At 59.2% G+C, this 15,328-nt stretch carries 9 protein-coding genes; all 9 read left to right on the top strand.

Going from position 1 to position 15,328, the window contains the following annotated elements; all coding sequences use genetic code 11:
- The first annotated feature begins 56 nt into the window (after positions 1–56).
- The 9 genes from ACRRNM_RS04560 to ACRRNM_RS04520 all read left to right on the top strand — a co-directional run bounded on the left by ACRRNM_RS04560 (position 57) and on the right by ACRRNM_RS04520 (position 15,322).
- Positions 57–1,364: an adenylate/guanylate cyclase domain-containing protein gene (locus ACRRNM_RS04560; protein WP_435627054.1), complete on the top strand. Its 1,308-nt coding sequence runs from the start codon at positions 57–59 to the stop codon at positions 1,362–1,364.
- Positions 1,365–1,445: 81 nt separating this feature from the next.
- Positions 1,446–2,273 carry a hypothetical protein gene (locus tag ACRRNM_RS04555; protein ID WP_435627053.1) on the top strand — a complete coding sequence of 276 codons (828 nt, stop codon included), beginning with the start codon at positions 1,446–1,448 and terminating at the stop codon, positions 2,271–2,273.
- 11 nt (positions 2,274–2,284) lie between these two features.
- Entirely contained in the window at positions 2,285–3,043 is a 759-nt protein-coding gene (locus tag ACRRNM_RS04550) for an ABC transporter permease (protein ID WP_435627052.1), read from the top strand.
- A gap of 146 nt (positions 3,044–3,189) precedes the next feature.
- Positions 3,190–5,274 carry an SUMF1/EgtB/PvdO family nonheme iron enzyme gene (locus ACRRNM_RS04545; RefSeq protein WP_435627051.1) on the top strand — a complete coding sequence of 695 codons (2,085 nt, stop codon included), beginning with the start codon at positions 3,190–3,192 and terminating at the stop codon, positions 5,272–5,274.
- A gap of 280 nt (positions 5,275–5,554) precedes the next feature.
- Positions 5,555–6,349, top strand: a complete 795-nt coding sequence (locus tag ACRRNM_RS04540) for a DUF4384 domain-containing protein (RefSeq protein WP_435627050.1) — start codon at positions 5,555–5,557, stop codon at positions 6,347–6,349.
- A 169-nt stretch (positions 6,350–6,518) separates the two neighbouring features.
- On the top strand, positions 6,519–8,786 hold the full coding sequence (locus ACRRNM_RS04535; protein ID WP_435627049.1) for a CHAT domain-containing protein: 2,268 nt from the start codon (positions 6,519–6,521) through the stop codon (positions 8,784–8,786).
- A gap of 39 nt (positions 8,787–8,825) precedes the next feature.
- Positions 8,826–11,204 (top strand): CHAT domain-containing protein, encoded by a 2,379-nt coding sequence (locus tag ACRRNM_RS04530; RefSeq protein WP_435627048.1) that lies wholly within the window; start codon positions 8,826–8,828, stop codon positions 11,202–11,204.
- Positions 11,205–11,247: 43 nt separating this feature from the next.
- Positions 11,248–12,882, top strand: a complete 1,635-nt coding sequence (locus ACRRNM_RS04525; RefSeq protein ID WP_435627047.1) for a DUF4384 domain-containing protein — start codon at positions 11,248–11,250, stop codon at positions 12,880–12,882.
- A gap of 16 nt (positions 12,883–12,898) precedes the next feature.
- Complete coding sequence (locus ACRRNM_RS04520) at positions 12,899–15,322, top strand: S41 family peptidase (RefSeq protein ID WP_435627046.1); 2,424 nt, start codon at positions 12,899–12,901, stop codon at positions 15,320–15,322.
- The last annotated feature ends 6 nt before the right edge of the window (positions 15,323–15,328 follow it).

Below are 15,328 nucleotides of genomic sequence, written 5' to 3'. Positions count from 1 at the left end.
TGGCCGCGTTGGTTGGACAACATCTCGATAATCCCTATCCGAAGGGAACCGCACCAATGATCGATCTGCCTGAAATCACCGCAGGAACTACGGATACGCAAGAAGAAAAATTGCGCAAGAGCCTGCTGATTTTCGCCTGCGCCTTCATGAACCTGGCGGTGGTGCTATGGCTGGCGATCTACTGGATGATGGGGCTGCATTTCTCGGCGAACGTGCCGCTGGGATACCAGCTCATTTCCGTGGCTTCGCTGATCTACTATTTCAAGACCCGGCGGTTTGCGCCGTTCCGCTTCGTGCAGTTGAGTCTGTTCCTGTTCGCGCCGTTCGTCATGCAGTGGAGTATCGGCAGTTCGGTGACATCGAGCGGCGTGATGCTGTGGGCGCTGCTTGCCCCGATCGGCGCGCTGGTCGTGTCGGGCTGGCGCGAGTCCATCCCCTGGTTTGTTGCGTATGTCGTGATGACGGCCGTCTCCGGTTTATTCGATTATTTCCTCGGTACGGGTACCGAAGGCGGATTGCCGATGAAAACCATCGGCGTGTTCTTCGCACTCAATTTTGCCGCGATGTCGTCCATCATCTATTTCCTGGTGCGCTACTTTGTTGTAGAGATGGACAAGATCAGGGAGCAGCTTGACCGGCAGCACCAGTTGCTGGCCGAAGAGCAGAAAAAATCCGAGCGCGTGCTGCTCAATATATTGCCCGGCAGCATTGCGCAGCGCCTGAAAAATCATCCGGGCTTGATCGCGGACGGTCATGCGGACGTAACGGTGATGTTCGCCGACCTGGTGAATTTCACACAACTGACCGAGTCGCTGCCCCCCGAGCAGATGGTCACCTTGCTCAACACCATTTTCTCCGGCTTCGACGAGTTGAGCGAGAAATACGGCGTGGAGAAAATCAAGACGATAGGCGACGCCTACATGGCGGTCGGCGGGCTGAATCACGACAGGACGGACTACACCTGCGACATTGCGGACATGGCGCTGGAGATGCGCCGGTTTGTGGCCGGCCATCCCGAGCTTTCCAGGTTCAAGCTGGGCATCCACACCGGCATCGCCACCGGCCCGGTGGTCGCCGGGGTGATCGGCACCAAGCGCTTTATCTATGACATGTGGGGCGACACGGTGAACATCGCCAGCCGCCTGACCGATGAGGCGACGCCGGGAGTGATCCAGGTGGACCGGACAACCTACAACCGCATCCGGCATGAGTATGCCTTCGAGCCTCCCGTCACGATCCACGTCAAGGGCAAGGGCGAAGTGATCATGTATCGCCTCACCGCGCGCCTGGGCGATGCTCCGCACCGGGGCAGCGCGCTGTCGCCGGCTGCTGCGCCGGAAATCGACGCGCCTGAACAATCATGAGATGAAGCAAGGTTTCAGTCGGATGAATATGCGCAAGATACATGAGGGGGCAAGATGAAACTTAGAATGATTTCCGGCATATTGCTGGCGGGGCTGTTGTCGGCAGGTATGGCTTTGGCGGAGCCGGTGGCGATGGTGACGGATGCGAGCGGCGGGGTGTTCGCCGTTTCAGGCGGAAAAAATAAAAAAATCCCGCTGCTGGCCTATCTTGAGCCGGGCACGGTAATTCAACTCGATGATCACGCCCGCCTTTCGATAACGCTGTTTGCCAAGCCGGTTGAGTACCGCTTTACCGGGCCGGCAAAGCTGACGGTGGAAGCGGGACGGATATTGGCGCATGAGGGCAAGGCCGAAGCGCAGCCGGTCTCGCTGGAAAAAACTTCTGCCGCGAAAAAATTTACGGTCGCCCAGCGCGAGAGCGTTGCGCAGGCCGCCTATGAAATGCGTGCGGTGCGGCCGGGGCTGCGCCTCGGCGACCCCGTGGACACCCGTCTGATCGGGGACGATCTTGCTTTCAGCTGGGACGGCCCGCGCCCGGCCGATGGTTATCAACTGAGCCTTTACGACGGCCGCAAACGGCTCCTGCACCACGTGTCCCTGGCCGACAATTCCTGGACGCCTTCCGCCGGTTTGTTGAAGGCGGGCGGCGCCTACGAGTGGGAAATCAGGGCGACCCTGGAGAACGGCGAGGTATTGACGGCACGGGGGAGTTTCAGCGTGGCCGGCAGCGCCGCCGCCAAGGCCATTCGGGCGCAAAGGCCGCAAGCCGGGGCTTCGTTTTCCGATCGTGTTTTGTACGCAGTTTTTCTGGAAGAAAAGGGCTACAAATACGATGCAAGGCGCATCTGGAAAGAACTGGCAAAAGAACGCCCGGATGACGCGGTGGCAAAAGAACATTCAACCCGCTGAGGACCGCCGCCATGCCGGCCGGGATTAAACCAAATACGAGCCTGATCAAATGGCTTTATCAGGCGCTGGTCTACAGCCTTACCCGCTGGCCACTCTTCAGGCTTCCTCCGGTACGCGAAGAACTGTTGAACCAGCTCGAATCGGCAGGCATCCGGTCGCTCGGCCTGGTCGGGGCAATAGGCATTCTCTCCGGCACCGTCATTATCGAACAGTCGGTCGGGATGGTGGGGGCGGCCGGAGAGGTTCCGGTCAAGCTGCTGGGCTGGACACTGTTCGGCGAGGCAGGGGCGCTGGCTGTCGGGTTTCTCATAGCCGCACGGGTCGCGCCAAACATGGGGGCGGATCTGGCGCTGATGCGCTTTCGCGGCGAATTGGAGCATCTGGCCGCGATCGATATTCCCGTTGTGGATTATCTCGTCGTTCCGCGCGTCGTCTCCTTGCTCTTCGTGAGCGCCCTGCTGGGGATTTATTTCATGGCCTGCGCCCTGTTGGGCGGGATGTTGATCGCCTCGTTCTTGCGCGATTTTTCATTCCTGCCGCAACTGGCGCGTTTTTTCGAAGTCGTGAACCCGTTGAGCATGTTCATCGCCGTCCTGAAATGCAGCCTGTTCGGCGGGGTGGTGGCGCTGGTGTCCTGCTACTATGGTTTGGTGGTGGAACGCGATGCCAAGTGCCTCTCGCAGGCCGGGAGCGAGGCGTTGACGCGCAGCCTGCTGGCGTTGGGGGTGCTGGATGTGGGAGCCGTGCTGCTTTCTGCAATGATCGGATAGCGGAGTGACCGCGTTTTTTGCCAATAAGAAATAGAAATGCAGCGTGGGCACGTTTTTGTGTCCACGCGGAACGAAAAATGAAACGCGTGGGTAAACGTAAAACTGCTTGCCTGCCCTGTGATGAGATTGAATGACAGGAGAGCAAAGTGAGGATTTCAACCATTATTCTGCTGGCGCTGGCGCTGGCGCTCGTCGTGAGCCATGCCCACGCCGCGCAGCGCAACCTCGCCGTCGCCAAGAGCGCGGGCGAACAAAGGCGCGTGGCGCTGGTCATCGGCAACGCCGCCTACCAGGGCATCACGGCACTGAAGAACCCCCTGAACGACGCAAAGGACATATCGGATACCCTGAACAAGCTCGGCTTCGAAGTGATAGAAGTGACAAACGCGACGCAGCGGGAAATGAATCTCGCCATTGCAAGCTTCGGGCAAAAGCTGTCCACGGACACGGCGGCGCTGTTCTTCTACGCGGGCCACGGCCTGCAAGTGAAGGGCAAGAACTACCTTGTCCCAGTTGACGCCCAGATCAACAGTGAAGCGGAAGTGCGGGCGGTGACCGTGGACATGGACACCGTGATGGACCAACTCGCCGCGAGCACGATGAGCATCGTCATCCTCGACGCCTGCCGCAATAACCCCTTCGAGCGCAGTTTTCGCAAAATGGGCGGCGGCTTGGCGCAGATGGACGCCCCCAAGGGCAGCTTCATCGCCTACGCCACCTCACCCGGCAAGACGGCGGCGGACGGCGACGGCAGGAATGGCCTGTTCACCCAGGAACTGCTCAAGCAGATAAACGAGCCGGGGCTGGAACTGGGGATGCTGATGAGGAAAGTCAGAGCCAGCGTGGCGACCCGGAGCGGCGACGCCCAGATGCCGTGGGACAGCTCCTCCATGACGGGAGCGTTCTACTTCAAGCCCGACGACGGCGTCCAGGTGGACAGCCTCGTTCCAGTGCCAGCGCAAGCGGCGCGGATCAAAAGCAAGGAAAAGATCGAAGACGACACCTGGAGCGCGGCGGAAGAAGCCAACACCGTGGAGGCGGTCAACGCCTACCTTGCTGGCTATCCCAAGGGGCGTTATGTCGCCCAGGCCAAGGTGAAACTTGCCGCCCTCAAGAAACAGGTGCAGCAGCCGGCCCCCGCCCAGATTGCCACGGGCCGTGAAGACGGCGAAACGGCGCTGTGGAATGAAGCGCAGAAGGGCACGAGCCGCGAGGACTACCAGGCTTACCTCGACCAATACCCCAAGGGAAAATACGCGGCCCTGGCCAAGAGCCGCATCAAAAAGATCCAGGGCGACGCACAGGCCGCAGCCGAACAACAAGCCGAGCAAGCCTGGGACGCGGCGCAACAGGAAAACAGCGAAGAAAGCTACGCCCGCTACCTCAAGGGCTACCCCGGCGGCAGATACGTCGGGCTGGCCAGGGCGCGACAGGAAAAGCTCAAGAACGACCTCGCCGCGAAAGAAGAAGCCGAGCTGTGGAAAAAAGCCGAGAGCGGCAACGACAGAAAAGCGGTGGAAGCCTACCTCAATAGATACCCGTCGGGAAGATACCTCGCGGCGGCGGGCGACAAACTCGAGGCCATCAAGGAAGAAGAAGCCAAAGGCCCGGCCATGGTCGCCATCCCCGGCAAGAACTACGAGCTGGGCAAATACCACGTCACGCGGAAAGAGTTTGCCGAGTTCGTGAACGCGACCGGCTACGATGCGGGCAACTCCTGTTATGCATCGACTGGTTTAAGCTGGGATAACCGAAGCGGAAACAACTGGCGTAACCCGGGCTTCACCCAGGACGACAGTCACCCGGTGACCTGCGTGAACTGGCACGATGCGCAGGCCTATGCGCAGTGGCTATCCAGAAAGACGGGCAGGCAATACCGCCTGCCTACCGAGACGGAATGGGAATACGCCTGCTACGGTGGCAGCCAGAGCGAATACTGCGGCGGCAACAATATCGAAGCCGTGGCGTGGTACGACGGCAACAGCAACAAACAAACCCATCCCGTAGGCCAGAAACAGGCGAACGGCTACGGGCTATACGACATGAGCGGCAACGCTTGGCAATGGATGGAGAACTGGTACGATGGCAGCAGAACGGATTACGGGCGCGCGCTTCGCGGTGGCTCGTGGTTCGACGCTCCGCAGAACGTGCGCGCGGCGTTCTGGGTCAGCTACGTACCGTTGAAGCGGGATAACGGCTTCGGTTTCCGTTTAGCCAGGACGCTTCCGTGAGCGCGGTTGTTGCCGGTTTGCCGGCTTTACAACCACGGCCCACTCCTTGCGGGTGAGCCCGGTAGGGTGGGCACGTTGTTGTGCCCATGCGGAATGAATGTGAAACAACAACGCGACGCGTGGGCAACAAAACCTTGCCCACCCTACGAAAAACCGTTTTGCATTGGTGTTTAAACCAGCTTGCGAAATATGAAATTGCAAAACTGATATAACGACAAAGGAGTTTCCAAGCATGATCCAATTTTCTTCATCGGCGTGGCGACGCCCTATGGCGGCGTGCATGTTGGCATTATTTTTGTTGCCATCTGTCTTGGTCGCCCAAGATGCGCCGCCAGGCAAGGATACGACCGAATCGTCCGGCGCCGAGGCGCCCCAGCCCAAATTTATCTGGGGCATCCTGCTCAAGTTCGCCGCGTCGAAGGCATTCGAGATTTTCTTCCAGTGGACTGCGGAAAAAATGTTCCAGGGGAAGGCGCAGCCATTAATGCTGCCGCGCGATGCTGCGGTCACCGCGCCGGGAGCCGCAACGCTGGTGCCCGCACCCAAAGGCATTGTGTTCATAGCATCCAGGGTTACCGATAAAGCGCCCGGCAGCCCCCTGACTGTCGACGGCGGCAGGGAGAATTACCAGGGCGCCCATCTCGCGCTGCTGGTTTTGCAGCCCGACGGGCAGACGCTTGCCGTGAGGCCGGTCAGTGCCGGTTTCGTATCGGGGGAGAAATTCCGTATCCGCATTGGTGCTACCTTCGAGGGTGAACTCACGCTCGACAATATCGACCCGCAAGGCGAGCGCAAGCGCCTTTATCCGTCCAGTGCGGAGCAGGTGGTCAGGTTCAGGAGTGGGACCCCGGTGATTTTGCCGCTGGAGCCGGACAGTTTCTTCCAGTTCGACGAGGTTGCCGGCGAGGAGAAACTGGTCATCAGCCTGCGCGACCCGCGCGCGCAGGGCGAAGCCGCCGCACAGACCAGGGTGCACCGCCAGGAAAATGCCCAGGGTACGGGTTTGCTGCAGGAGGTCGCTCCGGGGAAATATGCGGCCATTGCGGAATCGGTCGCGCTGCAGCACCGGCAGTAGGCATGCATGTCGTTTTTGTGCGGCATGCCGCCAAACCGGTAACATGCAGGAGCGCTGGAAATAGATTGCGGTCAATTCATTAGGGATTATGGTGGCGCAAAAAAAATTGAAAATCTGTCTCGCTTTTTTCACGATATTTATTCTTTCCGGATGTGCGTCGGAGTTTTCCATGCACCGCACAATGGCTGGTGCCGGAGCCAGATATGGGGATCTGGCCGCTCACGAGGAGTCGCAGATAAAGGAAAGAGGCGAAACCACGGCGGCCTTGTACAATCTTTGCAGCTCCTATCTGAACTTGAGGGTGTTCAGCAAGCTATCCGCATGTTTGGATCGGATGGAGGCGCGCATCCAGAAGGGAGACAAGGCTATCGTTTACCCCAACTGGATAGGCGAGACGGATGGCACGCCCGCCTTGTACAACATGCGCGCGGAAGCCAGCCTGGAACTGGGGAGATACCAGGAAGCTTTTCAATACGCCGAGCTGGCCTATAAAGGCACGGAAAATTTCTCGAACAGCTTTTTGGCCAATGAAAAGTCGATGCATGCACTGGATGCTCTTGAAAAGATGGTTCTGGCGAAAGCCTTGGACGGTGACAAGGAGCAGGCGGCGAAATACGAGAAAATACTTGAGTCATATGACATTGGCATTCGGGGGCGCGGCATAGTCTCACCGCGTAAAAGCGCCGCATTGGCCAGAGCCAATATTGCCCTGGGAAGATATGAACGTGCGCTGGCAAACATTCAGGACGGGGCAGGCGCCTGGGTGGGGATCGGGAAAGTCCTGAGTCTGGGCATGATGGGCTATGTGGAGATCCCGTTCAAGTTCATGGAAGCGATGGCGCTGATGGAAACAGGGAAAGCCAGCCAAGCGAAGTCGATCTATGACGAACTGCTGGGTTTCTCGCAGATCAAGGACAACAGTGCGCTCTATCGCGTGGCGCTTTTTCAGCGCGGCAGAATCGCAGAGAGCGAAGGTGATTTGAAAAGCGCGATCGGTTTCTACCGTCAGGCCGTGGATGTCATCGAGCAGCAGCGTGCCACGCTCAACACCGAGGCAAGCAAGATCGGTTTCGTCGGCGACAAACAGGATGTATACAAAAGGCTGATTGCCACCCTGATTAAGAACCAGCAGTTCGCCGAGGCATTCGACTACCTTGAGCGCTCCAAGTCCCGTGCGCTGGTCGACATGCTGGCCTCGAAGAATGATTTTGCGGTGCATGAAGGCGATGCGGCCAAAGTCAGCGAACTGCTGGCCAAAGCCGAGCAGACCGAAATGGATGGGCCGGCGCAGGGCGGTGCGCCAGCCGGGACGGATTCGCAGGCTGCATCATCCGTACCCGCTTCCGGACAGCGCAGCCTCGCGGTGTCGGCGGTGAAAAAAGCGATCACCGAAACCGCGCCGGAAGTGGCCTCGCTGGTATCGGTATCTTCGACGCCCATTGAGGAAATCCAGGCGCGTATCCCTGCGGATGAAACGCTGGTCGAATACTATTACGACGACAGCTCGCTATTTATCTTTCTGCTCTCGCGGCAGGGATTGCAGGTACTGCGAACCGATACCGTGGGCCTTGATGCAGAGGTCAAGGCGCTGCGAGATGTGATTGCCGCGCCGAAATCGAATGCATACTTGCCCATCGCGCAACAGCTCTACAGCCAACTCATTAAGCCGATCGAGCCGCTGCTGGCCGGGCGTTCGAAGCTGATTATCGTTCCTCAGGGTGCGCTGCATTACGTGCCGTTTGCGGCATTGCATGACGGCAGCCGGTTTTTGCTCGACAAGTACGCATTCCGCCTGCTGCCCAGCGCAAGCGTGGTGAAATACCTGCGCGGCGAGCAGAGTCGCAAACCCGGCGGCATCCTCGCCTTTGGCAACCCCGATCTGGGTGACCCGAAATACGACCTGAAGTTTGCCGAAGAAGAGGCGAAGGCGATCATCCAGACAGTACCCAAGTCGCACGCCGTGTTGCGCAAGGATGCTACCGAGGCGGCCCTGCGCGAGAATGCGGCAGGCTTCAACTATCTGCATTTCGCCACCCACGGCGAATTCAATGCCGATGCGCCGCTCAATTCGGCCTTGATACTCGCGAAAGATGCCTCCAGCGATGGCTTGCTGACGGTGGGCAAGTTGTATTCGATGCGCCTCGATATCGATCTGGCGACGCTCTCGGCCTGCGAAACCGGGCTTGGTAAAGTTGCCAACGGCGACGACGTGGTGGGACTTACGCGCGGCTTCCTGTTCGCAGGCGCTTCGACGATCGTCGCGAGCCTGTGGCAGGTGGACGACCGCGCCACTTCCGAGTTGATGCGCCAATTCTATGAAGGGCTGAAGAGCATGGACAAGCGCGAGGCGTTAAGGCAAGCGCAGATTTACGCGCGGGACAAGTATGCTCACCCGTATTATTGGGCGGCGTTTCAGTTGACCGGCAATTCGCAGTAAATGAATGGAAAAAATTGGGTAGATTTCAGGGAGCTAATCATGTTGCAAAAATTCAAGGTTGGTTTTGTTCTGCTGGCAGCATTGTTCCTGTCCGGTTGCGCCTCGGATCTGTTGGGGAAAAAAGGCGGGGCGATGACGGCGGCGCGCTACGGAGACCTCGAGAAGCATGCCCTCGAGGATGTTCCGGACATAACCAAGAGCAAGACGGTCAAGCTGTTCCCGCTGTGTGCTGCTTATGTGAAGCTGAAAAAGTACAACAAGCTGTTTCCCTGTCTCGACCAGATGGAGATCAACGTAAAGAACGGCGACACCAACATGACCGACATCGAGCAGATGGAGAAGGACAGCCCGTTCATGATGGGGCTGGCGAAGATGGGGTCGGGAATGTCGGGTGTGAGCCTGGAGCAGGATGTGACGCCAATGCTTTATATCATGCGTGCCGAGGCCTATATGGACATCGGGGAATACGGCAAGGCGATCGAGGATGCCAAGAGGGGAATCGCGGCCAAGCCCAAGGACTGGAATCAGGAGAAGTGGCATGAGATCAATACGCTCGGGCCGTTGATGCTGGCGCATGCATTGAGCGGCGAACGGGAGAAAGCCCTTGCGTACGCCAAACAAATGGAAGCGATCAGCACCTCCTATCCTTACGGCCTCCTGGCCATCGACAAGCATGTCTGGCTGGCCAAGACCTATGTGTCCCTGGGCGACTACCAGCGCGCCCTGCATTTCATGGAAATCCAGGAGGGTGCGTTTGATTTGTTTGCGCGGGGTGTTGCCGATATGGTGGCGGGTTCGAAGGCGGGTGAGAGCATGTGGGAATTCCAGACATTGCCCGCCGATTTCCTGCGCTACAAGTGCCAGTTCGAAGTGGGCAAGATCAAGGAGGCCAAGGTGGGTTACGACGACCTGCTGAAGAAATCGAAAATTCGCGACAACGGCGACATCTACTGGCTGATCCTGTATGACCGTGGCCGCATCGCGGAGAAGGAAGGCGACCTGAAGGGCGCGGTCGGTTATTACCGCCAGGCGGTGGACGTGATCGAACAGCAGCGTTCCACCATCAACACCGAGACCAGCAAGATCGGTTTCGTCGGCGACAAGCAGGCGGTGTACCGGCAACTGGTCGCCGCGCTCTTCGCCGACCGGCAATATGACGCGGCCTTCGAATATGTCGAGCGTTCCAAATCGCGCGCCTTGGTGGACATGCTCGCCGCGAAGCAGGACTTTGCCGTGGCGAGCGGCGATCCCGACAAGGTTAAGAACCTGCTGGCGATGGCCAACACTGCCGAAGCGGAGGCGATGACGCAGGGCGGCGCCGCGGAAAAACCCCAGACCCGCAGCCTGGTCGTCAGCGCGCGGCAGCAACTGGGCAGCGAATCGCCCGAGCTGGCCTCGCTGGTCAACGTTTCCTCCCTGGCGACCGCGGAAATCCAGGCGTTGATCCCGCCGGACGAAGTGCTGGTCGAGTATTACTACAATGCGCCCGACCTCATCGCCTTCGTCCTTACCGCCAAGGGGCTGAGCGCCGTCCGGCTCGACGGCAGCGGCCTGCTGGATAACGTCCGCCAGTACCGCAAACAACTCGAAAGCGCCAACTCCAGGGGCTACCTCGAACTGTCCAAGCGCCTCTACGACCAGCTGGTACGCCCCGTCACCGCCCAAATCGATGCCGAAAAACTCATCGTTGTTGCGCATGGCCCGCTGCATTACCTGCCGTTCAATGCCCTGCACGATGGACGAGGCTATCTGATCGAACGCTACAGCCTGCGGATGCTGCCCAGCGCGAGCGTCCTCAAATACCTGCGCGCCAAACCGGTGGCCAAGCCGGGCGACATTCTCGCCTTCGGCAATCCCGACCTCGGCAACCCCAAGTTTGACCTTGCCTACGCCCAGGCCGAAGCCATTGCCGTCACCAAGAACCGCCCGCAATCCAAGGTGCTGCTGCGCAAGGCTGCGAATGAGGCCGCCTTCCGACAATACGGCAGCGAATTCCGTTACCTGCACTTCGCCACCCACGGGGAATTCAATGCCGATGCTCCGCTCAAATCCGCCCTGCTGTTGTCCAGGGATGCGCAGAACGATGGCATGCTGACCGTGGACAAGCTCTACTCACTCAAGCTGGATGCCGACCTGGTTACCCTCAGCGCCTGCGAGACGGGGCTGGGCAAGATCGCCAACGGCGACGACGTGGTGGGGCTGACGCGCGGCTTCCTCTATGCAGGCACGTCGACCATCGTCGCCAGCCTGTGGCAAGTGGACGACCAGGCGACTTCGTATCTGATGACGAGGTTCTACGATAATCTCAAGGGTGGGGATAAACGCGAAGCGCTGCGTCAGGCCCAGCTGGATACCCGGAAGAAGTATGCCCATCCTTATTACTGGGCGGCGTTCCAGCTCACCGGGAATGCGATTTAGACGCTGACGCCGGGTTGAATTATCTGGAAACTGGAAGATCGATATGAAAAATTGGTGGCTCGGCTTTTTGATGGTTTTGGGGTCGATTGCGTCCGGCGCGGCGCGCGCGGAAATCCATGCGCTGATCATGACGATAGGTGATTACCAGGCCGGGATCCCCAGCCTGAAAGGCGTCATGTACGACCGCGAAAGCGCCCGCTCGATAGCGCATCTGCTGGGTGTCAAGGACGAGAATATCTTGCAGTTCCATGACGAGCAATTGACCCTGAAAGGGATGCAGCAGGCTTTCGACGAACTGGACAAGCGCGTTGCCGTGGGCGATAAGGTGTTCATTTATTACTCCGGCCATGGGAGCAGGCAACGGGTCAACGATCCGGAAGAACGGTGCGCCGAGTCTCTGGTGGCCGCGAACGGGTATGGCCTGACCGATGCGGAAATGGAGGCGCGCCTCAAACAGCTTGCCAAGCGGGCGCAAAAAATCATCGCCATGTTCGATTCCTGCCATTCGGGCGGGGCAACGGTGCGCGGTATGAATAATGGAGCGTTCGCGCCGAAGTTCTGGAGCAAAGGGGGGGAGGAAACCTGCGAGAAGCCGGTGAACATCATCACCCGCAACCTTGGCCTGGCTGCGCGCACCGTGGGGAGCGGGAGCAATAACTATGTTTATATTGCCGCGGCGAAAGACAACGAAATCTCCCTGGATCAGCCGGGCAAGGGCGGGGTCGCCACCCAGGCGTGGCTGGCCTGCATGTCCGGCGGGGCGGTGGACAGGGATGGGAGCGGCGGGCTGACCGTCGAGGAAATCCGCAGTTGCGCACAGGAAAAAATCGACGCCCAGTTGAGAGATGTGGCGGGCTTCCTGCCGCACCACATCAACGTGACCGGCAATTCAAATTTGGTGATGACGCTGGCGGCCGATAGCCCGGGCGAGCCCGTGGTAACGGCGGCCCCAGCCCCAGTTCCAGCCCCAGTTCCAGCTCCAGTTCCAGTTCCAGTTCCAGTTCCAGTTCCAGTTCCAGTTCCAGTTCCAGTTCCAGCCCCGGTCTTGGCACCGGCTCCTCCAGTGCCGGCCCATCAGGAGCAAGCTGTCCAGGCACAACCGGCCCCGCAGCCTGTCACGCAAACCCCCGCGGTTGAATTGGTTCCCCCAGCGACCTTCCGGGATATTTTCAACGGACGCGACGATCTCCGGACGGTGGAAGTCATGCTGGCCCGGAGCAAGCTCAAAATCGGCAAGGATAAGTTGAGCTTCAGCATCCGCTCCAGCCATGCGGGGTATCTGTACCTGCTGATGGCGGGCTCCGACGGCAAGACCTTCGATCTTCTTTTCCCGAACAAGCTGGACAACAATAATTTCATCCAGGCGGGCCAGCTTCTGCAACTGCCACGCACCACATGGGAAGTCACCACCCAGGGTCCGCGCGGGAAAGACCACATCCTTGTCATTGTCGCCGATGCGCCGCGCGATCTGGCCAGGCTTCCGGTGGCGAATGCCGGGCCGTTCTCCGTGGTGGAGGCCACCAGCAGCGGCAAGCGCGGCATCCAGCTGGTGACTGACTCGCCCACACCCGCCTTGCGGGATGAATGCGCCACGCCGAAACAGCGCACCCTCGCGGTCAACCGGGTCTGTTCGGATGCCTACGGCGCGGCGCTGACAACGGTGGAGGAAGTGGAATAGCCATATGGAAAGCGGCATGAATAAGTTGTTTGGCACCCCTGCGCTGCTGCTCACAGTACTGTTGTCGATGAGTTACACGGCATTGGCCACGGAGAAGGGCCGCAACCTTTCCGTCAAGCAGGTAAATGTCGCAGCAAGCGAGCAGCGCATTGCGCTGGTGATCGGCAACAGCGCCTATCGCAGCGGGGCGCTGCGCAATCCGGTCAACGATGCCAAGGATGTCGCGGCAAAATTGCGCAAGCAGGGGTTCACGGTGATCGAGCGGAACAACCTGCAAACCAGACAAATCGGCCGCATGCTGAGCGAATTCCGGTCAAGACTTGCTCCGGGTGCGGTAGCTCTCGTGTTCTATGCCGGGCATGGACTCCAGATCAAGGGGGAAAATTACCTGCCCGCCGTGGATGCCGAGATTGGCGCCGAGGAGGATGTGCCCAACCAGAGCCTTTCCGTGCGACAGATCATGGACGTTCTGGATACTGCCAAGACCCGCCTCAATCTGGTGTTTCTGGATGCCTGCCGCAACAACCCTTATTCGCGCAGCTTCCGCTCGGCTGCCGGAGACGGCCTAGCGCGCATCAGTGCGCCTTCCGGTACATTGATTTCCTATGCCACCCGTCCGGGAAGCGTGGCGGCGGATGGCGACGGGCGCAATGGCCTGTACACCAGCAAACTGCTCAAACAAATGGACAGCCCCCTGCAGATCGAACTTGCTCTCAAGCGCGTCGTCACCGAAGTCAAGAACGCCTCGCAAGGCCGTCAGGAACCATGGATGGAAGGCAGTATCGAGGGCGATTTCTGCTTCGCCGGATGCGACGCAGGGGGGGCGGCGCAGCTTGCCATGCACAAGATTGAAGCACCGCTCGGTCGCGAGCAGGAAACAGGGCAGCAAGGTAGCGTTGCTGGTGGAGCACCCGGTAGCGTTGGTGTCGTATCGAGGGCGGCCGGAACCGAAGTGTGGGTGGATGACAACAAGATTGGGGAAACACGCGCCAGCGGCGAAATGCTTGTATCCAACCTCGATAGCGGCCGCCATCGCGTCCTCGCGCGCAAGGACAGCCGGATTTGGGAACAGACTATCGAAGTGTCTCCCGGAAGCAAAACAACCGTGGCCATCGCCATAGAGCCTTCTATGCCCGGTATGGGCGCCGCATTGCTGTCTGAAGTCGTTGCGAGCGTCGATAAAAATTACGTCACCCAACCCGATCTGGGGCGATTCCTGCTTGGTGCCCTGCACGGGATCGAGAAGACTGTACCGAGCGGTACGGTCAGCATCTCGCAGACCAATGATGGAGCGGCACTTGCTTATGTAGCGCCTAATAATGCCCCAACCAGAGTGGTGCTTGCCTCTCCAAAAACTTTGGGGGATTTGCAGAAAGAGATTATTTTCAGCGCGAGTCTGGCACGCGAGATTGTGCCCGGCCTCGACCAGACAAAACTGGAAGAGGCAATGCTCGGTGCGGGCCTTGCGAATCTTGACCCGCATTCGGATTTTCTCAATTCGGAGCAGTTCCAGGAGCTTAAGACAGCTTCCAGCGGGACTTTTGGTGGTATTGGTATTGAGGTTGGAATCAAGGAAGACGAGCTGACGGTGGTGACCCCTATCGAGGGTGCCCCGGCGGAGCGGGCAGGAATACAAACGCGCGACCGCATTGTCGCAATCAATGGCGCCGATACCAAGGGCACCAAGCTTGCAGACGTGGTCAGGCAAATGCGCGGATTCCCGGCGACACAGGTTACGTTGAGTGTGATGCGCGAAGGCTGGACCTCGCCGCGAGACTTCGTGATCACGCGTGAGATCATCCGCCTCCAGTCAGTGCGCAGCCGCGACATCGAACCGGGAATCAGCTATATATCAATTCGCCAATTCCAGCAGGGCACTCCGGATGCGTTGCAGGCGGTGCTTGATAAATGGCAGGGCGGCTCTTTGGGAGTGATTGCCCTGCGAGGAATCATCCTCGATCTCCGAAACAATTCAGGCGGCCTGCTCAATGCCGTGGTTGAGGTCGCGGGTAAATTTTTGGATGATGGGCGGCTTGTTGTTACCACGGAAGGCAGATCCCCCGGAAGCCAAATGCGCCTGACAGCCAGCGGGAAAAAGAGGTATGTCGATATTCCGATGGTGGTTCTGGTGAACGAAGGCAGTGCCGCAGGCGCTGAAATCCTCGCTGGGGCGCTCCAGGACTCAAACCGCGCAATCGTCGTCGGCAACCGGACTTTCGGCAAGGGATCGATCCAGGCGATTATTGCCCTCTCTGGAGGGGCTGCTGTCAAATTGAGCACGGCGGTTTACCGGACGCCGAGCGGCCGGATTATCGACGGGCAAGGAATTGAACCCAATGTTCTGGTGCCCATGCCATCATCGGATGCGGCAGATCCTGCCAAGGATATACAGCTGCAGCGGGCGCTGGCCCAACTAAGGGTGGTGATGGAGAAGAGATAGGCCAGC

Source organism: Ferrigenium straubiae (assembly GCF_051257895.1).
GTDB classification, from domain to species: domain Bacteria; phylum Pseudomonadota; class Gammaproteobacteria; order Burkholderiales; family Gallionellaceae; genus Gallionella; species Gallionella straubiae.
Note: the sequence above shows the minus strand (reverse complement) of the source record. Positions and strands in the feature narration are given on the sequence as shown.

Excerpts from the sequence above, each read along its gene's own strand:
- ACRRNM_RS04560 (WP_435627054.1), top strand. The coding sequence starts at position 57 with ATGATCGATCTGCCTGAAATCACCGCAGGAACTACGGATACGCAAGAA.
- ACRRNM_RS04550 (WP_435627052.1), top strand. The coding sequence starts at position 2,285 with ATGCCGGCCGGGATTAAACCAAATACGAGCCTGATCAAATGGCTTTAT.
- ACRRNM_RS04540 (WP_435627050.1), top strand. The coding sequence starts at position 5,555 with ATGTTGGCATTATTTTTGTTGCCATCTGTCTTGGTCGCCCAAGATGCG.
- ACRRNM_RS04535 (WP_435627049.1), top strand. The coding sequence starts at position 6,519 with ATGCACCGCACAATGGCTGGTGCCGGAGCCAGATATGGGGATCTGGCC.
- ACRRNM_RS04530 (WP_435627048.1), top strand. The coding sequence starts at position 8,826 with ATGTTGCAAAAATTCAAGGTTGGTTTTGTTCTGCTGGCAGCATTGTTC.
- ACRRNM_RS04525 (WP_435627047.1), top strand. The coding sequence starts at position 11,248 with ATGAAAAATTGGTGGCTCGGCTTTTTGATGGTTTTGGGGTCGATTGCG.
- ACRRNM_RS04520 (WP_435627046.1), top strand. The coding sequence starts at position 12,899 with ATGAATAAGTTGTTTGGCACCCCTGCGCTGCTGCTCACAGTACTGTTG.